The 18,926-nt window shown below is 72.9% G+C and carries 15 protein-coding genes; 8 read left to right on the forward strand and 7 right to left on the reverse strand.

Annotation, left to right across the window (positions count from 1 at the left end):
• The first annotated feature begins 216 nt into the window (after positions 1-216).
• Complete coding sequence (radC, locus tag G407_RS0117775; RefSeq protein ID WP_029031912.1) at positions 217-903, forward strand: RadC family protein; 687 nt, start codon at positions 217-219, stop codon at positions 901-903.
• A gap of 31 nt (positions 904-934) precedes the next feature.
• On the opposite strand, the gene G407_RS0117780 is transcribed toward radC, so the two are convergent.
• Positions 935-1,138 carry a hypothetical protein gene (locus tag G407_RS0117780; RefSeq protein WP_029031913.1) on the reverse strand — a complete coding sequence of 68 codons (204 nt, stop codon included), beginning with the start codon at positions 1,136-1,138 and terminating at the stop codon, positions 935-937.
• A 192-nt stretch (positions 1,139-1,330) separates the two neighbouring features.
• On the opposite strand from G407_RS0117780, the gene G407_RS0117785 reads away from it, so the two are divergent.
• The 4 genes from G407_RS0117785 (at position 1,331) to G407_RS0117800 (ending at position 6,897) form a co-directional block, all read left to right on the forward strand.
• Positions 1,331-2,296, forward strand: a complete 966-nt coding sequence (locus G407_RS0117785; RefSeq protein WP_029031914.1) for an NAD(P)/FAD-dependent oxidoreductase — start codon at positions 1,331-1,333, stop codon at positions 2,294-2,296.
• A complete protein-coding gene (locus G407_RS0117790) occupies positions 2,293-2,691 on the forward strand; it encodes a thiol-disulfide oxidoreductase DCC family protein (protein WP_029031915.1) in 399 nt (132 codons plus the stop codon). The genes G407_RS0117785 and G407_RS0117790 overlap by 4 nt, the downstream gene beginning before the upstream one ends.
• Positions 2,692-2,816: 125 nt before the next feature.
• Positions 2,817-4,883 (forward strand): methyl-accepting chemotaxis protein, encoded by a 2,067-nt coding sequence (locus tag G407_RS0117795; protein WP_029031916.1) that lies wholly within the window; start codon positions 2,817-2,819, stop codon positions 4,881-4,883.
• Positions 4,884-5,058: 175 nt separating this feature from the next.
• Complete coding sequence (locus G407_RS0117800; protein ID WP_029031917.1) at positions 5,059-6,897, forward strand: cation:proton antiporter domain-containing protein; 1,839 nt, start codon at positions 5,059-5,061, stop codon at positions 6,895-6,897.
• Between the two features lie 152 nt (positions 6,898-7,049).
• On the opposite strand, the gene G407_RS0117805 is transcribed toward G407_RS0117800, so the two are convergent.
• Genes G407_RS0117805 through G407_RS0117815 form a run of 3 tightly spaced genes read right to left on the reverse strand, consistent with a single transcriptional unit; the run spans position 7,050 to position 11,958 of the window.
• Positions 7,050-8,633 carry a SpoVR family protein gene (locus G407_RS0117805; protein ID WP_029031918.1) on the reverse strand — a complete coding sequence of 528 codons (1,584 nt, stop codon included), beginning with the start codon at positions 8,631-8,633 and terminating at the stop codon, positions 7,050-7,052.
• A 51-nt stretch (positions 8,634-8,684) separates the two neighbouring features.
• Positions 8,685-9,983, reverse strand: coding sequence for a YeaH/YhbH family protein (locus G407_RS0117810; protein ID WP_029031919.1), 1,299 nt, complete (start codon positions 9,981-9,983; stop codon positions 8,685-8,687).
• Positions 9,984-10,011: 28 nt separating this feature from the next.
• The gene (locus G407_RS0117815; RefSeq protein WP_029031920.1) at positions 10,012-11,958 is read right to left on the reverse strand and encodes a PrkA family serine protein kinase; all 1,947 of its coding nucleotides are present in this window, start codon (positions 11,956-11,958) and stop codon (positions 10,012-10,014) included.
• A gap of 449 nt (positions 11,959-12,407) precedes the next feature.
• Here G407_RS0117815 and G407_RS28460 point away from each other — a divergent pair, with 449 nt between their 5' ends.
• Positions 12,408-13,877: an MFS transporter gene (locus tag G407_RS28460; RefSeq protein ID WP_084327614.1), complete on the forward strand. Its 1,470-nt coding sequence runs from the start codon at positions 12,408-12,410 to the stop codon at positions 13,875-13,877.
• A gap of 141 nt (positions 13,878-14,018) precedes the next feature.
• On the opposite strand, the gene G407_RS0117825 is transcribed toward G407_RS28460, so the two are convergent.
• Both G407_RS0117825 and G407_RS0117830 read right to left on the reverse strand, forming a co-directional pair.
• A complete protein-coding gene (locus G407_RS0117825; protein WP_029031921.1) occupies positions 14,019-15,284 on the reverse strand; it encodes a class I SAM-dependent RNA methyltransferase in 1,266 nt (421 codons plus the stop codon).
• Between the two features lies 1 nt (position 15,285).
• On the reverse strand, positions 15,286-16,053 hold the full coding sequence (locus tag G407_RS0117830; protein WP_052341532.1) for a TlyA family RNA methyltransferase: 768 nt from the start codon (positions 16,051-16,053) through the stop codon (positions 15,286-15,288).
• Between the two features lie 125 nt (positions 16,054-16,178).
• On the opposite strand from G407_RS0117830, the gene G407_RS28465 reads away from it, so the two are divergent.
• Positions 16,179-16,760 (forward strand): superoxide dismutase family protein, encoded by a 582-nt coding sequence (locus G407_RS28465; RefSeq protein ID WP_052341533.1) that lies wholly within the window; start codon positions 16,179-16,181, stop codon positions 16,758-16,760.
• 104 nt (positions 16,761-16,864) lie between these two features.
• Positions 16,865-18,649 (forward strand): putative bifunctional diguanylate cyclase/phosphodiesterase, encoded by a 1,785-nt coding sequence (locus G407_RS31265; protein ID WP_245259121.1) that lies wholly within the window; start codon positions 16,865-16,867, stop codon positions 18,647-18,649.
• Between the two features lie 13 nt (positions 18,650-18,662).
• Here the strand turns inward: G407_RS31265 and G407_RS0117845 are convergent.
• Positions 18,663-18,926 (reverse strand): transketolase C-terminal domain-containing protein (locus G407_RS0117845; protein ID WP_029031923.1); only part of this gene is annotated, 264 nt, incomplete at its 5' end.

Consider the following 18,926-nt stretch of genomic DNA (forward strand, 5'->3'; position numbering starts at 1 on the left):
TAGCGGCTCGCGGCGTCCCGTCCAGGACGAAGTCGTCCGATGGTTTCCGATGTCTCGCGAAGTCGACGCATGCCGTTGCGTCGCGCGCGAGGTCCTCCGGCCGCGCGGCACGCTGTGCGGGCGACGGACCGCATGCCTCCACTCATGAGTGTTGGTGGAACCGTCGGGAACTCGTTAACGTCGAGCCGCCGACCCTCCTTCCCGCGATGCGATTCGATGCTCGAAGAGGACCCGCCGCACTACCACGGCCATCGCGACCGCCTGCGCGCGCGGTTCATCGAGGTGGGCGGTGATTCGCTGCCCGACTACGAGCTGCTCGAGCTCGTGCTGTTCCGCTCGATCCCGCGGCGGGACGTGAAGCCGCTCGCCAAGGAGCTGGTCCGTCGCTTCGGCGGCTTCGCGGAGGTTCTCGGCGCCTCGCGCGGGCGCCTGTCGGAGGTGGGCGGGCTCGGAGAGGCGACGATCACCGACCTGAAGATCCTCGAGGCGGCGAGCCGCCGGCTCGCCCGCGGGGCGATCGCCAAGCGCCCGGTGCTCTCGTCCTGGGCGGCGGTGCTGGAATATTGCCGAACCGCGATGGCCTTCGCCGAGCGCGAGCAGTTCCGCATCCTGTTCCTCGACAAGAAGAACGCGCTCATCGCCGACGAGGTGCAGCAATCGGGGACGGTCGACCACACGCCGGTCTACGTCCGCGAGGTCGTCAAGCGCGCGCTCGAGGTCTCGGCGACGGCGATCATCCTCGTCCACAATCACCCGTCCGGCGACCCCACGCCGTCCTCCGCCGACGTGCGCATGACCCGCGAGATCGCGGATGCCGCCCGCCCGCTCGGCGTCGTCGTGCACGACCACATCATCGTGGGCCGCGACGGGCATGCGAGCCTCAAGGGGCTCAAGCTGATCTGACCGCGGCGCGAGGCCCGCGGCCGCGCCGCCTTCAGTGGAGGCGGCGGCTCGCCAGGATGCGCACGGGCGCGGGCTGCGGGCGCATCAGCGTCCAGCCCAGGCGATCGAGCGCGATCGCGCGGCGCGCGACCTCCGCGGCACGGCCGGTAAAGCCCTCGTCGCGCAGGATGCGGGCCTGCTTGACCATGACACGGGCGAGATCGAGGAGTCGGCGAGCCTTCTGTCGGGTCTGCATCGGTGTCGTCCTTCGTTGAGCCGGCGCGCGTGGCGCACGACCCGTATTCGCGAGTGTGCACCGCAGCGCACCATCCGCCAAGCGCGATCCGTGGCCCGGACTGCCGGAAGCGACGCCGCGCCGCAGGTCCGCGGAGGCCGGGCGCGCGTAGGCGGGAGCGTGTCGGTCGGTCGGGCGAGGAGCGGCGAAGGCGTGACGGAGCAAGGGATCCCGGGTGTCGCCGTGATCGGCGCGGGGCTCGCCGGCGTGATCGCCGCGCGCGACCTCGCGGCCGCCGGGCGAGGCGTTCACATTGTCGAGAAGAGCCGCGGCGCCGGCGGGCGCATGGCCACCCGCCGGACCCGGGACGGCCTCGCCTTCGATCACGGTGCGCAGTACGTCCGCGCGCACGGCGCCGATTTCGCGGCGGAGATCGCGGCCTGGGCGGCGCGCGGCCTCGCCGCGCCCTGGGGCGAGGGGGACCGCTTCGTCGGCGTCCCGGCCATGAACGCGCCGGTGAAGGCGCTGGCCTCCGGCATGCCGCTCACGGTCGGGACGGCCGTCGCGGCGATCGAGGGCGTGCCCGGCCGCTGGGAGCTCGCCCTTGCGGACGGCGGGCGCCTCGGCCCGTTCGCGGCGGTGCTCGTGACCGCCCCCGCCCCGCAGGCGGCGGCGCTCCTCGCGCCCGTTGCGCCCGCGCTGGCCGAGGCCGCGGCCACGGCCCGCTACGCGCCCTGCCTCGCGCTGATGCTGGCCTTCGCGCCCGAGGCGCTCGCGCCGCCATGCGTCCCGGCGCAACGGCCCGACCATGCCTCGATCGCCTGGATCGCCGAGGAGGCGACGAAGCCGGGGCGCGCCGCCGGCGCCGAGCGCCGCGTCGTCGTGCACGCGACGCCGGGCTGGTCGCGTGCGCATCTGGAGGAGACGCCCGACGCCGTCGCACGTTCGCTGCTCGCGGAGGCGGCGCCGTTCCTCGCCGCCCGCGCGGCCCCGCTCCACGCGGTCGCGCACCGCTGGCGCTACGCCCTCGTCGAGGCGCCGGTCGGCCGCGCCTGCCTGTGGGACGCCGCGACCGGCCTCGGCGCGGCGGGCGATTGGTGCCTCGGCGGCCGCGTCGAGGCGGCCTACGACAGCGGCCGCGCGCTCGCCCGCGCGGTTCTCGGGGAGGGCGGCCGATGAGCGGCGACGAACGAGCCACGGCGGCGGGAGAGCCGCCGGAGCTCACGGTCTACTACGACGGCGCCTGCCCGCTCTGCCGCGCCGAGATCGGGCACTATTCCCGCTGCCGCGGCGCCGAGCGCGTCGCCTTCGTCGACGTCTCGGACACCGCCGCCGATCCGGGGCCGGACCTGCCCCGCGACGCGGCGCTCGCGCGCTTCCACGTGCGCGATGCGCAGGGGCGCCTCGTCTCGGGCGCCGCCGGCTTCGCGCGGCTCTGGGGCGTGCTGCCGGCCTGGCGCCCGGCGGCGGCGCTCGCGCGCCTGCCGGGGGTGCGCACGCTCGTGGAGCTGGCCTATCGCGGGTTCCTGCCGCTGCGGCCGTACCTGGCGCGGATGCTCGGGCGGCGTTCGTAGCGCCACGGGAGCACAGCGGCGGACGCACGCATCTCCCCCTGTGCGAGGCGGGCCGAGATCAACCCTCCATTCAGGTTTCCGATTTACGAAACGGGACATGCCCGTATCGACGGAGACCTCACGCCGTGACCGCACCGCACCCGACGAGCGAGACGCCCGAGACCCGATCCGCCACCGACGCCGCCCGGACCGCGTCTCGCGCCGGCATCCGAATTCGCATCGCCGCCGGCTTCGCGGCGCTGCTCGTGCTGGCGCTCGGCGTCGCGCTGTTCGCCGCCTGGAACGTGTCGAGCCTCACGCGTGACTTCCGCGCCTATGCCGAGGTCGTCTCCGAGAGCGAGCGGGCGCAGGCGATCAACATCGCCCTCGACGAGATCTCGCTCGCCGCGCGCGACGCGCTCGCCAGCGGCGACGAGGAGGCGCTCGCCGGCATCGCGGCGCGCAAGGCCGCGCTCGACGCCGCGATCGCCGAGGCGCTCGCCGCCACCTCCGAGCCGCACCGGCGTGCGCTCGTCGAGGACATCGCGGCCCGCTTCTCCGCCTTCTCCGAGGGGCTCGACCGACTCTTCGCCGACAGCGCCGCCCTCGACGCCGTCGTCGCCGACGTGATCGACCCCGCCGTCGCGAGCGCCATCGACATCATGAACATGGCGATCTACACGGCCTCGATCGACCAGGACACGCAGGCCTCGACCGGCCTCGCCATCGCCATGAAGGACCTCCTCACGGCGCAGGTGGCGCTCGGGCGCTACCTCTCCGGCGCGAGCGACGATCCGCGGCTCGCCACCACGAGCATCGACCTCGCCGTCGATCGTGCCGCCGGGCTCTTCGCCGGCGTCTCGCACGCGGGGCGCAAGGCACAGCTCGGCGAGGTGCTCGGGCAGATGGAGACATTCCGCGGCGGCATGGCGCAGGCGGTGGCGCTCTCGGACGCGCAGGCCGCGCTGCGCCTCGAGGTGCTCGGCGCCGCCGAGCGCGCCGTCGGCGAGGCCTCTTCCGCCATCGCCGCGGATGCCGCGCGCGAGGCGGCGGCGATCGGCGAGGGCACGTCGGCCTCGGCCGCGACGACGGTCGGCCTCACCCTGGCGACATCCGCGGGCCTCGCGGTGCTCGGCATCGCCATCGCCGTGCTCATCGGGCGCTCGATCGCGCAGCCGGTCTCGGCCATGACGGCGGCGATGAACAGGCTCGCCCACGGCGACACGGCGATCGACGTGCCCGGCCGCGACCGCCGCGACGAGATCGGCGCCATGGCCGCGGCGGTGGAGATCTTCCGCAGGAACGCCATCGAGCGCGCGCGCCTCGCCGGCGAGACGGAGGCGGAGGCGCAGGCCCGCGCCGCCCGGCAGCGCACCGTCGAGACGCTGGTCGGCGACTTCCGCGGCGAGGTCGGCACGCTCCTCGCGCGGGTCTCCGACCAGATGGAGCGCATGCGCGAGACCGCCGGCACGCTGACGGCGATCGCCGCCGAGACCGCGCGCACCACCGACGAGACGGCGACCGAGAGCCGCGAGAGCGCCCATACCGCGACCGTCGCGGCGGAGGCGGCGGCGAGCCTCGCGGCGGCGATCGACGAGATCGCCCGCACCGTGGGCGAGACGACGGAGGTCGTCTCGCGCGCGACCCGCACGGCCGACGAGACGAGCGGGCGCGTCGCCGGACTCGCCGAGGCCGCCCGGCGCATCGGCGACGTCGTCGACCTGATCCGCTCCATCGCCGAGCAGACGAACCTGCTCGCGCTCAACGCGACCATCGAGGCGGCGCGGGCGGGCGAGGCGGGCAAGGGCTTCGCCGTCGTCGCGGGCGAGGTGAAGTCGCTCGCCGACCAGACCGCCAGGGCCACCGCCGAGATCGGCCAGCAGATCGCCGGCATCCAGGCCGAGACCGGGGAGGCGGTCTCCTCGATCGAGCGCATCGCGACGATCATGAAGGAGGTCGACGTCCACACCACCGCGATTGCGGCCGCGGTGGAGGAGCAGGGCGCCTCGACGAGCGAGATCTCCCGCAACGTCGAGGCCGCGGCGCGCACCAGCGAGGCGGCGGCGCGCAATATCGGCACCGTCCAGGCCTCCACCGCCCGCGCCACCGGCTCCGCCGACGCCGTCGACGAGGCCTCCCGCGCAGCCGCCGACGAGACAAGGCGGCTGTCGCAGACGATCGACCGGTTCCTGGAGCGGGTCGCGGCGGCGTAAGGGGGTAGGGAAGGGACGGGGGGCCTGTCGTCCCGCATTGCGAAGCGAGGCCGGGACCCGGAACCACGGGTGCCCGTCGAGCTTCGCCCCGGCCGTCCACACGGGCGTCGCGAATGAGGCCTTGCCGAGCGCCCTCCAGCCGTCCGACCATGGCGCCCCCCGCCCCGGAGCCCCCATGGACGCCTACCTCCCCCAGGCCTTCGCCTTCCTCCTCGGCGCCATCCTCGCCCCGCCGCTGTTCGAGCGGCTGGGGCTCGGGACGGCGGTGGGGTATCTCGTGGCGGGGGTGGTCATCGGGCCCTCGGTGCTGGCGGTGTTCGACGATGCCGACGCGGTGATGGGGATCTCGCAGCTCGGGGTCGTGCTGCTGCTGTTCGTCATCGGGCTCGATACGCGCCTGTCGCGGCTCGCCGCGATGAAGGGGGACATGCTCGGGCTCGGCCTCGGGCAGGTCGTCGTGGCCGGCGCGGCGCTCGGCGCGATCGCCTGGGGGCTCGGTCTCGCGCCGCCCGCGGCCGGCCTCGTCGGCTTCGCCTTCGCGCTCTCGGGGACGGCCATCGCGCTGCAGATCCTGGAGAAGCGCGCTGCGCTCGCCTGTCCCTACGGGCGGCGCAGCTTCGCGGCGCTGCTGACGCAGGACGTGCTCACGGTCCCCGTGCTGGCGCTCGCGCCGATCCTGCTCGGCGCCGGCGCCACGGGCGCGAGCGCGACGGGCTCGGCCTGGGGAGACGCGGCGCTGGCGCTCGGGGTCGTCGCGGGCATCGTGCTCGCGGGGCGGTACGTGCTCGATCATCTCTTCCGGATCATCGCGTCGGCGGGGGCGCGGGAGGTGATGACGGCGGCGGCCCTCCTCGTCGTGCTCGCCGCCGCGCTCGCGGCCCGGGCGGCGGGGCTGTCGATGGCGCTCGGCGCCTTCCTCGCGGGCGTGATGCTGGCGGGCTCGTCCTACCGCCACCAGCTCCAGGCCGACGTCGAGCCCTTCCGCGGGCTGCTGCTCGCCCTGTTCTTCATGTCGGTGGGCATGCTGATCGATCTCGCCGACCTCGTGGCGCGCCTCGATCTCGTGCTCGGGCTCCTCGCGCTGTACCTCGCCGTCAAGATCGCCGCGACCGCCCTGGTCGCCCGCCTCGCCGGCTCGACCTCGCGCGAGGCGATCAAGATCGCGCTCGTGCTCAGCGCGGCGGGCGAGTTCGCCTTCGTACTCGCGCCGCTCGCGGGCGCGCTCGGCCTCGTCTCGGGGGAGGACGTCGGGCTGATGATCGCGCTCGCGGCGCTCTCCATGGTCGCCTGCCCGCCGCTCGCGGCGCTCGGCCAGCGCATCCTCGCCGCCACCGCGCCGCGGGAGCGGATGGAGGAGGATTTCGAGGGGGCGGGCGGCTCCGCCATCCTCGTCGGCTTCGGCCGTTTCGGCCAGATCGCCTCGCAGATGCTGCTCGCGGAGGGCGTCGAGACGACGCTGATCGACCGCGCGCCGGACCGCGTGCGCAACGCCGCGCGATTCGGCTTCAAGGTCTATTTCGGCGACGGCAACCGCCTCGACGTGCTGCGCGCCGCGGGCGTGGAGCAGGCGCGGCTCGTCTTCGTCTGCATCAAGGACCCGGACACCTCGCTCGCCATCTGCCGGCGGCTGAGGGAGGAATACCCGCTGCTCGCCATCTACGCGCGCGCCTACGACCGCACGCACACGATCGCGCTGGACGAGGCGGGGATCGGGCTGTCGGTGCGCGACACGTTCGAGAGCGCGGTGCGGGCGGGGCGCGAGGTGCTCGTCGAGCTCGGTGTCTCGCCCGAGCGCGCGGCGGTGGTCGAGGCCGACGTGCGCCGGCGCGACCTCGAGCGGCTGGAGGCGCAGAAGCTCGCGGGGCTCGAGGCCGGCAAGGACATCCTCCACCAGAAGACCATGCGCCCCGAGCCCCTGCGTCCGCCGTCCCGCAAGGGGCGCGCGCTCAACGAGGAGGCGCGGGCGTTCGTGGAGGAGGAGGAGGGGGGAGGAGAGCGCCCGGCGGCGGAATAGGGCACACGGCCGGCACCCGCGTCCTCCCCGCCGGGGAGGAGTCCGCGCGGAGCGCGGGCGGTGGGGCCGTTCGACATGGCGAGCGAACCGTATCGCCGCCCTCCCCACCCTCCGGCCTTCGGCCTCCGTCCTCCCCTGCGGGGAGGGGGCGGCTAGACCAGGCGGCGGCGGGCGCTGGCGGTGTGCTCCTTGACGACCGTCTCGGTCTGCGGGTCGACCTCGCGCAGGAGGACGTCGTAGCCCCAGAGATCCGCGAGGTGCTGGAGCGTGCGGCGGGTGTCGCTCTCCTCGAGCCCGACGCGGTTGAGCATCGCGTGCTGGAGGATCAGCCGCCGGTCCCCGGCGAGGTCGACGTCGACGATCTGGATGTCGGGATCGGTGTGGGCCACGTCGTACTGCATGGCGAGGGCGCGGCGCAGCTTGCGATAGCCGCGCTCGTCGTGGATGGCGCGCACCTCGAGGTCGGGCTCGTCCTCGTCGTCGACGACGTGGAACATCTTGAGCTTGCGCATCAGGTGCGGCGACAGGAACTGCAGGATGAAGCTCTCGTCGCGGTAGTTCGCCCAGACGTCGCGCAGCACCGCCATGTGGTCGCCCCGGCCGGCGATGTCGGGGAACCACTCCCGGTCCTCGTCGGTGGGAGTCTCGCAGATGCGCTCGATGTCCTGCATCATGGCGAAGCCGAGGGCGTAGGGATTGATGCCGCCGTAATGCGGCTCGTCGAACTGCGGCTGGTAGACCACGTTCGTGTGCGAGCGCAGGAACTCCAGCATCGCCCCGTCGGAGATCCGCCCGGTCTCGTGCAGCCGGTTCATGATCTTGTAGTGGACGTAGGTGGCGCAGCCCTCGTTCATGACCTTGGTCTGGCCCTGCGGATAGAAGTACTGCGCGATCAGCCGCACGATGCGCAGCGCCTCGCGCTGCCAGGGGGCGAGCTTCGGGGCGGTCTTCTCCAGGAAGTAGAGGATGTTCTCCTGCGGCAGCTGCAGCAGCGCGTGCCGGCGCAGCAGCTCCGCGTCGTCCGGCGTGCCCTTGTCCTTGGTGGGCACCGTGCGCCACAGGTCGTTGTACATCCGCTCCTCGTGGAGCCGGCGCTCGCGCTCGCGCTTCTCCTCCGTGCGCAGGTCGGGGCGGACCTTGCGCGGATAGCGGTGCACCGCCTGGCTCATCAGCGCGTGGGCGGCGTCGAGCATCATCTCGACGGGCCCGTGGCCGTAGCGCTCCTCGCAATCCGAGATGAAGCCCTTGGCGAACTCGAGATAGTCGAGAATACCGTCCGCGTCGGTCCACTGCTTGAACAGGTAGTTGTTCTTGAAGAAGTGGTTGTGGCCGAAGGCGGCGTGGGCGATGACGAGCGTCTGCATCGTCGCCGTGTTCTCCTCCATGATGTAGGAGATGCACGGGTTGGAGTTGATGACGATCTCGTAGGCCAGCCCCCGCATGCCCTTGCGATAGCTCGCCTCGTGCGCGGCGAAGTGCTTGCCGAAGGACCAGTGCTTGTAGAACAGCGGCATCCCGATCGAGGAATAGGCGTCGAGCATCTGCTCGGCGGTGATCACCTCGACCTGGTTCGGATAGACGTCGAGCCCCAGCTCGTTCAGCGCCACGTCCTCGCAGGCGTCGAAGACGCGCTGGATGGTGTCGAAGTCCCAGTCCGCGCCCTCGAAGAGGAGGCCGTCGGGCAGGCGGCCGCGGCGCGGCGTGGGCTTGCGGGTCGTCGTGTCGGCCAGGCTCATCCGCGTGTCTCTCTCACATGTCCGCCGGTCGCGCTCGTCCCCCGGAATGCCTCAGGCCGTCGCCCGCTCGCTCTTCTTGGCGAAGAGCTCGCGGAAGACGGGGTAGATGTCGCGGCGGTGGCGCACCTTGCGCATGGCGATCTGCGCGCCGCCGGTGCGGGCGAGGTCGTAGGTGCGCCACAGGTCGCTCTGCCTGTAGCCGAAGCCCATCGGGCTGTCGTCCTCGCGCCCCACTTCCAGATAGGCGAAGTACTGGCAGGCCGGCAGGATCTCCTCGGTGAGGAGCGCCGACGTCTTGGCGTTGTCGGAGGAGGTGTTGTCGCCGTCCGAGGCCTGGGCGGCGTAGATGTTCCAGTCCTCCGGCCGGTAGCGCCCACGCATGACCCGGATCATCTCCTCGAGCGCCGTCGAGACCACCGTGCCGCCGGTCTCGGGGGAGTAGAAGAACGTCTCCTCGTCCACCTCCGACGCCTCGTGCGTGTGGCGGATGAAGACGATCTCGACGTGCTTGTAGCGGCGCTTGAGGAAGAGGTAGAGCAGGGTGAAGAAGCGCTTGGCCAGGTCCTTCATGTGCTCCGTCATCGAGCCGGAGACGTCCATGAGGCAGAACATCACCGCCTGGGCTACCGGCCGCGGCGTCGATTCCGACCGGCGGTAGCGCAGGTCGATCGGGTCGATCCAGGGGATCGCCCGGGTGCGCTTGCGCATGCGCGCCAGCTCCTCGCGGGCCTCCTCGAGCCGGATCGGGTCGTCGCGCGTGCGCTCGAGCTCGGCGATCTCCGCCTCGAGCGCCGCGATCGCGTCCGGCCGCGGCCGCCGCAGCGCGATGCGCCGCGAGAGCGAGTTGCGCATGGTGCGCGTCAGCGCGAGATTCGCCGGCGAGCCGGTCACCGAGAAGCCGGCGCGCCGCCAGCTCAGCTGCTCGGTCGTCGCGAGCTTGCGCTTGGCGAGATCGGGCAGCTCCAGGTCCTCGAGGAACAGGTCGACGAACTCCTCGTGCGTGAGCGCGAAGCGGAAGTCGTCCTCGCCCTCGCCGCCGGGCGAGCCCTGGGAGCCGCCGCCCCCGCCGCCGCGGGGCGGGCGGGGGATGCGCTCGCCCTCGACGTAGTCCTTGTTGCCCGGCAGCAGATAGTCCCGCACCCCGCCCTCGGAGGAGCGCCGCAGCCGCGGCTCGCGCACCCCGTCGAGCGGGATCGAGACCTCGCCACCGGCCTCCAGGTCCTTGATCGAGCGCTCCTTGGACGAGTCGCGCACGGCGCGCTTCACCAACGCCTTCGCCCGGCGCAGGAAGCGCTGTCGGTTCGCGAGGCTCTTGCCGCCCGGGTTCAGGCGACGGTCGACGATATGCATCAAGGCGCCTCTTTCGCGCGGGCTCGCCTCAGCCCGCCTGCTTCACGCGCATGTACCACTCTACCAGACGTCGTACCTGCCGCTCGGTATAGCCCCGCTCGGTCATCCGGTCGACGAAATCGGAGTGCTTCTTCTCGGTGTCGGAGTCCTTCTTCGAGCCGAAGCTGATCACCGGCAGGAGCTCCTCCACCTGCGAGAACATCCGCCGCTCGATCACCTCGCGGATCTTCTCGTAGGAGGTCCAGGACGGGTTCTTGCCGCCGTGGCTCGCCCGCGCCCGCAGCGAGAACTTGACGACCTCGTTGCGGAAGTCCTTCGGGTTGGCGATGCCGGCCGGCTTCTCGATCTTCGTCAGCTCCTGGTTCAGCAGCTCGCGGTTGAGCAGCTGGCCGGTGTCGGGGTCCTTGAAGTCCTGGTCCTCGATCCACGCGTCCGCATAGTCCACGTAGCGGTCGAACAGGTTCTGGCCGTAGTCGTGGTAGCTCTCGAGATAGGCCTTCTGGATCTCGTTGCCGATGAACTCGGCGTAGCGCGGCGCGAGCTCGGCCTTGATGAACTCGACGTAGCGCTTCTCGGTCTCGTCGGGCAGCTGCTCGCGGCGCACCGTCTGCTCCAGCACGTACATCAGGTGCACGGGATCGGCCGCGATCTCGATCGTGTCGTGGTTGAACGTCGCCGCCAGCACCTTGAAGGCGAAGCGGGTCGAGATCCCGTCCATGCCCTCGTCGACGCCAGCGGCGTCCCGGTACTCCTGGATGGAGCGCGCCCGCGGGTCGACCTCCTTGAGGCTCTCGCCGTCGTAGACGCGCATCTTGGAGAAGAGGTTCGAGTTCTCGTGCTCGCGCAGGCGCGAGAGCACCGCGAACCGCGCCAGCATGTCGAGCGTGCCCGGCGCGCAGGGCGCCTCGGCGAGTTCCGAGGTCCGGATCAGCTTGTCGTAGATCCGCTGCTCCTCCGTGACCCGCAGGCAGTAGGGCACCTTGATCACGTAGATGCGATCGATGAAGGCCTCGTTGTTCTTGTTGGCGCGGAAGGTCTGCCACTCCGCTTCGTTCGAGTGCGCGAGGATGATGCCCTGGTAGGGGATGGCGCCGATGTTCTCGGTGCCGACGTAGTTGCCCTCCTGCGTCGCCGTCAGCAGCGGGTGGAGCATCTTGATCGGCGCCTTGAACATCTCGACGAACTCGAGCACGCCCTGGTTGGCGCGGTTCAGGCCGCCGGAATAGGAATAGGCGTCGGGATCGTTCTGCGAGAGGGTCTCGAGCTTGCGGATGTCGACCTTGCCGACGAGGGAGGAGATGTCCTGGTTGTTCTCGTCGCCGGGTTCGGTCTTGGCGATGCCGATCTGGCGTAGCCGGGAGGGGTTCACCTTCACGACCTTGAAGCGCGAGATGTCGCCGCCGAACTCGTCGAGGCGCTTGAGCGCCCAGGGGCTGAGCAGGCCGGTGAGGCGCCGGCGCGGGACGCCGTAGCGGTCCTCGATCATGTCCCCCATGCGCTCGGGGTCGAACAGGCCGAGCGGGCTCTCGAAGACCGGGCTCATCTCGCCCCCGGCCTTGAGCACGTAGATCGGGTGCACCTCCATCAGCGCCTTGAGGCGCTCGGCGAGCGAGGACTTGCCGCCGCCGACGGGCCCGAGCAGGTAGAGGATCTGCTTGCGCTCCTCGAGCCCCTGCGCCGCATGACGGAAGAATGAGACGATCCGCTCGATCGTCTCCTCCATGCCGTAGAATTCCTCGAACGCCGGATAGACCCGGATGGTGCGGTTCATGAAGATCCGGCCGAGGCGCGAATCCTTCGCCGTGTCGACCATCTGCGGCTCGCCGATGGCCGCGAGGATACGCTCAGGCGCGCTCGCGTACATCATCGGATCCGACTTGCAACCCTCGAGGTAGTCCATCAGGGACATCTCGGTCTCGCGCCGCTGGTCGTACATCTGCGCGAATGAGGTGAACAGGTCATCGTTCGGATACATGTTCGCTCGCCCCATCATGGCATCACCTTGACTTTAACCCCCGAGCCTTGTCGAAGGTTGCCGGGAGAATGCGTCGGCGGATAGACAGGCATCGGGTCGCACGTGGCGTCACATGGCGGCTCGCCCCTCGAATCGCTTCCGGCGCAGTCGGTTTCGCGTCGCGCCGCGTGCCAGTGTGACGGAGCCGGGGCGGCGCGCCTATCCGCGCTGCGCCGGATGCGGTGGACTGGCCGCAGCCTGCGGCGCGTGCCCGCCTCGGGCACGGCCGTGCGCGAGGCAAGCAAGACACGTACCCGTCGGGCGAGCGGGGAGGGATCCTCACCCGCGCCGCGCCGTCGCCTCATTCCACAGCTAGCGCGCGGCGAGCCGCCGCACAGGGGGCGCGCACACGGCGAGCCTCCCGCCTTCCCGCCCTCCCGACTCCTCGACGACCCCACCGGACCCGATTCATGGCCCGCACAGTCCAGCCCGTCCTCGCACTGCTCCTCGCCGTCGTCCTGCTGATGGCGGGCTCCGGGCCCCTCGGGACCGTGGTCAGCGTGCGGCTCGGGGAGACCGACGCCTCCACCCTCGTGATCGGCCTCGTCATGGCGGCGAACTTCCTGGGCCTGACGCTCGGCGCCCTGTTCGCGTTCCACATCGTCACGCGGGTGGGCCACGTGCGCGCCTTCGCCGCCTTCGCCGCGATCATGGCGGCCACGACCCTCGCGTATCCCGTCGTCGTCGACGAGCCGCTGTGGGCGCTCTACCGCATCACCCAGGGCTTCTGCGCGGCCGGCCTGTTCGTGTGCATCGAGAGCTGGCTCAACGATTCGGCGACGCCGGAGAATCGCGGCACCATCCTCGCCGTCTACATGACGTGCCTCTATTTCGCGCAGGGCGGCGGACAATTCGTGCTGACCGTGCCCGACGAGAGCGGCTACCTGATCTTCAGCCTCATCGCGATGGTGATCATCCTCGCCGTCGTGCCGGTCGCCATGACGCCGCGCGCGCCGCCGATGATCCCCAACGTCGTGTCCTTGAGCTACAAGCGGCTGTGGGCCGCCTCGCCGCTCGGCATCTTCGGCTGCATCTCGTCCGGGCTCGTGCTCGGCGCGATCTACTCGCTCGCGCCCGTCTACGCCTCCGGCCAGGGTCTCGATCTGTCGGACACGGCGAGCTTCATGTCGGCGATCATCTTCGGCGGCGTGCTGCTGCAATGGCCGCTCGGGCGCCTGTCGGACCGCTACGATCGCCGCCTCGTCATCGTGGGCACGATGGCGGCGGGCGCGGTCGTCTCCTTCGTCATGCTGCCGACGCCCGCGCTCGGCTTCTGGGCGATGCTGCTCGTCGGCGCGATCTACGGCGGCATCGGCTTCGCGATCTATCCGCTCTGCGTCGCCCACACCAACGACCACCTCGAGCGCGAGGAGCGCGTCGGCGCCTCCGGCGGCCTGGTGCTCACCTATTCCGCCGGCGCGACGGTCGGGCCGCCGGTCGCGGCGGCGGTGATGGGGGCGCTCGGCCCGTCGGGCCTGTTCGTCTTCTCGGGCGTGATCGGCGTCGCCTCGATCGCCTTCGCGGTCTGGCGCCTGCGTGCCCGCCCCTCGGTACCGGCGGACCAGCAGATGCCGTTCCAGACGCTGCCGCGCACGACGCCCGTCGCCGCCCCGCTCGACCCCCGCGGCGAGGAGACCGTCGGCGCGACGCCGACCGTCTCCCACGCCATGGCGGCCGAGACCGTCGAGATGGCGGAGGCCGCCGCCGCGCAGGCCGAGCAGGCGCAGTTCCTCGAGCAGCAGGGCGAGCTCGACTTCGGTGACGGAACCGAGCCGGTCCCGGCGCCCGACGATGGTGCGCAGCCGGCCGCGCCGGCGGAGGGCGACACGGCGCGCGCTCCCACGGCCGTGGCTCGGAGCGCCGACGGCACCGAGCGGTAGCCCTGCCGGCCGCGACGACCCGGGGCCGCGCCGCGCGGCGATCAGAGAGGTCGGAGCGCCGGCCCGGCGTCCGTCGCGACGCCGCCGAGCACGCGCGCCGCAGGACGGCAGCGCCACCGCCCTTCGGCCCTGCGCGTGGCCTCAGCGCCGCGCGCGCGGGGCTCGGAACACGCCGACGAGCTCCACATGCGGCGCGTGGGCGAACTGGTCGACCGGGGTCACCCGCTCGATCGCGTAGCCGGCGCCGACGAGGATGGCCGCGTCGCGGGCGAAGGTCGCCGGGTCACAGGAGACGTAGGCGATCGTCGCGACGGTCGTCTCGGCGAGCCGGAGCGCCTGCGCCTGCGCGCCCGCCCGCGGCGGGTCGAGCACGACGGCGTCGACGCGGGCGAGCTCGGTCGAGAGGAGCGGCCGGCGGAACAGGTCGCGGGCCTCGACGCGCACCGGCCGCAGCCCCGGCGTCCCGCGCGCCGCGCGATCGAGGGCGGCGAGCGCCGCCGCGTCGCTCTCCACCGCATGGACCTGCGCCCGCTCGGCGATCCGCAGGGCGAAGGGGCCGGCGCCGGCGAAGAGGTCGACGACGCGCCGCGCCTTGCCCACCGCCTCCAGCACCAGGCCTGCGAGGGCGGCCTCGCCGGCGCCGGTCGCCTGGAGGAAGCCGCCCGGCGGGATCGCCACCGCGGCGCGGCCCATCCGCACGAGCGGCGGCCGCCGCTCGACCAGGATGTCCCCGTGCAGCGACAGCCGCGCGAGGTCGAGGAGCCCCGCCGCGCCGACCATCTTGGCGCGCAGGCCCGCGTCCACCGGCCCGTGGCCGCGCAGGTCGACGTCGAGCCCCGCCTCGGTGAGGGTCACCTGGATGTCGAGCGGCTTTCCCGAGCCGCGCAGCAGGTGCGTGAGGACGTGCGCCGCCTTCGGCGCGCCGGCGAGGCCGGGCTCCGCCACGGGGCAGGCGTCGATCGCCACCAGATCGTGCGAGCGCGCCGCCATGAAGCCGACGCGGGCGGCGCCGTCGAGGATGCGCCCGTGAAAGGTCAGCCGCCGGCGCCCGGCGCCCCGCGCCTCGACCGTCGGCGCGATCTCGCCCGCCTCGACGCCCGCGGCGGCGAGCGCCCCGGCGACGATGCCGCCCTTCCAGGCCAGCTCGGGCGCGCGGGCGAGGTGCTGCGTCAGGCAGCCGCCGCAGCGCCCGAAATAGGGGCAGAACGGCGCGACGCGCTCGGGCGAGGGCCTCTCCACCGAGACGAGGCGCGCGCGCTCGCCGGCTCCCAGGGCCACCCGCACCCGCTCGCCGGGAAGCGCGAAGGGCACGAAGAGCGGCCCGCGCGGGGTCTCGACGATGCCGTCGCCCCGCGCGCCGAGGCGGGCGATCTCGACCGTGACGACATCGGTCTCGCCGGGGTGCAGCTCACTCACGCGCGGCTCCGATCAGGCTCTCGCGATTGCCGTCGCCGCCGGCGATCGGGGAGGGGACCCGGCCGAGGATGCGCCAGCCGCGCGCCTCGAGCCAGGCGGCGACGTCCGCGGCCACCCGCGCGCGGGTCGCCTCGTCGCGCACGACACCGTGCTTGTCGAGCGCGGCGCGGCCGGCCTCGAACTGCGGCTTGACGAGGGCGACGAGCCGCGTGCCGGGCGCCGCCTGGTCGAGCACGGGGCCGAGCGCCACCGTCAGCGAGACGAAGCTCACGTCGGCGACGATCAGCGAGACCGCGAAGGGCAGGGTGGCGAGGTCGAGGCCGCGCGCGTCGCAACCCTCCTGCGAGAGCACCCGCGGGTCCGCGCGCAGGCGCGGGTGGAGCTGGTCGCGCCCCACGTCGATCGCGGCCACGTGCGCGGCGCCGCGCGCCAGCAGCACGTCGGTGAATCCGCCCGTCGAGGCGCCGACGTCGAGGCAGCCGAGGCCGGCGGGGTCGATGCCGAAGGCGTCGAGGCCGGCCTCGAGCTTCACGCCGCCGCGGGAGACCCAGGGGTGCGGGGCCTGCGCGGCGATCGCCGCGGTCTCGGCGAGCGTCTCGGAGGCCTTGCGCACGAGCGCGCCGTCGGCGACGACGAGCCCGGCCGCGATCGCCGCCTGCGCCTTGGCGCGGCTCTCGAACAGGCCGCGCGCGACGAGCAGCGTGTCCGCGCGCAGCTTCGCCGGGACGGTCGGCCGGGCGTGCGGCGGCGCATCGGTCATGGACGGGCTCCGGATCGGGTCGGGCGCGATCCCTAGCACGGGCGCGGCGCAGCCGCGAGGGGCCGGAACAACCCGCCGGACCACCCGTTCCCCGCCCTCTCCAACCGGATCGGGAGGCCCCCCAAATGCATCGTTCCACTCCGCATCGCTCCACTCCGCAGCTCTCTTGCACCCTCGCGTTCGCCGCGCTCCTCGCCGGCGGCCTCGCCGCCGGTCCCGCCGCCGCGCAGGATGGGCAGCAGGAGATCGAGACCTTCGAGACTCCCGTCGTCGGCTCCGACGGCGAGGAGATCGGGCTCCTCGTGCTGCGCGGCGGTCCCAACGGCGTCGTCGCGCGGCTCACGATCGACCAGGACCAGCTCTCGACCGGCTGGCACGCGGCGCACTTCCACCGCGTCGGCGATTGCTCCGACGCGCCCGAGTTCAAGGCGTCCGAGGGTCACATCACCTCGGAGGGCGCGATGCACGGCCACCTCCATCCCGAGGGTCCCGAGGCCGGTGATCTCGCCAACTTCTACGCCGGCGAAGGTGGCGCGGCCGTCGCCGAGTTCGCGACCACGCTCGTCACCTTCGACGGCGACCCGGCGCTGTTCGACGACGACGGCTCGGCGCTCGTGGTCCACGAGGCGCCCGACGACCACGTCACCCAGCCGATCGGCGGCGCCGGCGGGCGCGTCGCCTGCGCGGTGATCGAGCGGACGCAGTGACGCACGGCGCGGACACGCTCGCTTAAGGGTCGCCCCGGTAGCTTGGCGTCTGCATGCCCGGGAGAGTCTCCCGGGCGGGGGGCGGCGGAGCGGAGCGAGGCGGCGTGAGTGTTGGCGATCAGGAGGGCGAGCTCGCGCGTCTGCGGCAGGCGCTCTCCGAGCGGGACCGGCTCGTCGCCGCGCAGGAAGCCGCGCTCGCCCACGGCGCCAAGATCTTCGCGCGCTCCTGCGAGGTCGCGAAGGTCGGCGTCTGGGAATGCGCGCTGCCGGACGAGCGGCTGACCTGGACCGACGGCGTCTACGACATCTTCGAGCTGCCGCGCGGCACGCCGGTGACCCGCGCCCGCGCCGTGCGCCACTACGATCCCGCCTCCCTGGCGGAGCTCGACCGCCTGCGCAGCCGGGCGATCCGCGAGCAGGCCGGCTTCACCCTCGACGCGCGGATCACGACCGCGCGCGGCGCCGCGCGCTGGATGCGCATCACCGCGACCGTCGAGAGCGAGGGCGGCGTGCCGGTGCGCATCTTCGGCATGAAGCAGGACATCACCGAGGAGAAGACCCTCCAGGACCGCACGCGCTTCCTCGCCGAATGCGACGTGCTGACGGGTCTCTCCAACCGCGGCCGCTTCCAGGCGGCGCTCGCCGCACCGATCGACTCGGACGCGGGCGGCGCACGGGCGCTGCTGCTCGTCGATCTCGACGGCTTCAAGGACGTCAACGACACGTTCGGCCACGCGGCGGGCGACGCCTGCCTCGTCGCGATCGCGGAGCGCCTGCGTGCCGCCTGCGGCGCCGCCGCGCTCGTGGCGCGGATCGGCGGCGACGAGTTCGCGGTCCTCCTCGTGGGCCGCGACCGTGCGGCGGTGGAGGACGCGGCGGGCGACCTCGGCCGGCGCATCGTCGCCGCCGCGCGCGAGCCGATCCGGCACGCGGGCCGGTCCTACGAGATCGGGGCATCGGTCGGCATCGCCGTGTGCGCCGGGCCGGACGGGGCCCCCTGTGCGGATCTCCAGGGCGAGGCCGATCTGGCGCTCTATGCCGCCAAGGCCGCCGGCAAGGACCGGGTCGTGCGCTTCGATCCCACGATGCGGGCCGACGGCTCTGCCCGGGCACGGACCATCGCGGAGGTGGCGACGGCGCACGACGAGGGGCGCCTCGCCCTCGCCTACCAGCCGATCGTCGACCTGCGCGACGGGCGCGTGCGCGGCTTCGAGGCGCTGCTGCGCCGGCGCCGCGCGGACGGGACGCTCGCGGATGCGGCGAGCTTCGCGGCGGCGCTGCGCGACCCCGATCTCGCCCGGCGCCTCGACGAGTGGGTTCTCGAGGCCGCGCTGACGCAGGCCGGACGCTGGCGTCGCGAGGGCGTGAATGCCGGCGGGCTCGCCGTCAACATGGGTGCGCCGACGGTCTGCGCCCCGGGCTTCCCGGAGAGGGTGCTCGCGGGGATCGCGCGCGAAGGCCTGCCCGGCGGCGGCGACCTCACGCTCGAGATCGCGGAGGAGGCGTTCGAGGCGCGGCGCGATGCGCTCGCGGGGCCGCTGGCGCGCCTGCGCGAGGCCGGCATCCGCATCGCGCTCGACGATTTCGGCGCCGGCCGTACCCCGCTGATGGAGATCGGGCGGCTGCCGATCGACGCGATCAAGATCGACGGCGCCCTCGTGCGCGGCGCGCACGACCCGCGCCGGCGCGTGGCGCTCGAGGCGCTCGTGCACCTCGCGCGCGGCTACGACCTCGACCTCGTGGCCGAAGGGGTGGAGACCGCGAGCGAGCGCGCGCTCGTCGCGGCGATGGGCATCTCGAGCGCACAGGGCTGGCATTTCGCGCACGCCCTGCCGGCCGAGCGCCTCGTGCACGGCAGGGATGTCGACGCTTCCTCGCTGTGCGCCTGAGGTCCGTGCCGGCTCAGGCGCGCCGACCGAGGACGACGCTGCCCGCGGCCTCCCCGCCGAGCGCCTCGAACACCTTGGCGACGATGCCGCGGGCGTCGAGCCCTGCGGCGGCGTACATCTTCGCGGGCTTGTCCTGGTCGATGAACAGGTCGGGCAGGACCATGGGGCGGACCTTGAGCCCCTTGTCGAGCAGCCCCGCGTCGGCCAGCGCGTGCAGCACGAAGGAGCCGAAGCCGCCGATCGAGCCCTCCTCGATCGTGATCAGCACCTCGTGCTC

Origin of the sequence: Salinarimonas rosea DSM 21201, assembly GCF_000429045.1 — a bacterium.
GTDB lineage: Bacteria > Pseudomonadota > Alphaproteobacteria > Rhizobiales > Beijerinckiaceae > Salinarimonas > Salinarimonas rosea.

Bases quoted from the DNA above. Each gene is read 5' to 3' on its own strand.
- G407_RS0117780 (WP_029031913.1), bottom strand. From the start codon at position 1,138: ATGCAGACCCGACAGAAGGCTCGCCGACTCCTCGATCTCGCCCGTGTC.
- G407_RS0117810 (WP_029031919.1), bottom strand. From the start codon at position 9,983: ATGCATATCGTCGACCGTCGCCTGAACCCGGGCGGCAAGAGCCTCGCG.
- G407_RS0117790 (WP_029031915.1), top strand. From the start codon at position 2,293: ATGAGCGGCGACGAACGAGCCACGGCGGCGGGAGAGCCGCCGGAGCTC.
- G407_RS0117830 (WP_052341532.1), bottom strand. From the start codon at position 16,053: ATGACCGATGCGCCGCCGCACGCCCGGCCGACCGTCCCGGCGAAGCTG.
- G407_RS0117805 (WP_029031918.1), bottom strand. From the start codon at position 8,633: ATGAGCCTGGCCGACACGACGACCCGCAAGCCCACGCCGCGCCGCGGC.
- G407_RS0117800 (WP_029031917.1), top strand. From the start codon at position 5,059: ATGGACGCCTACCTCCCCCAGGCCTTCGCCTTCCTCCTCGGCGCCATC.
- radC (WP_029031912.1), top strand. From the start codon at position 217: ATGCTCGAAGAGGACCCGCCGCACTACCACGGCCATCGCGACCGCCTG.
- G407_RS0117815 (WP_029031920.1), bottom strand. From the start codon at position 11,958: ATGTATCCGAACGATGACCTGTTCACCTCATTCGCGCAGATGTACGAC.
- G407_RS28460 (WP_084327614.1), top strand. From the start codon at position 12,408: ATGGCCCGCACAGTCCAGCCCGTCCTCGCACTGCTCCTCGCCGTCGTC.
- G407_RS28465 (WP_052341533.1), top strand. From the start codon at position 16,179: ATGCATCGTTCCACTCCGCATCGCTCCACTCCGCAGCTCTCTTGCACC.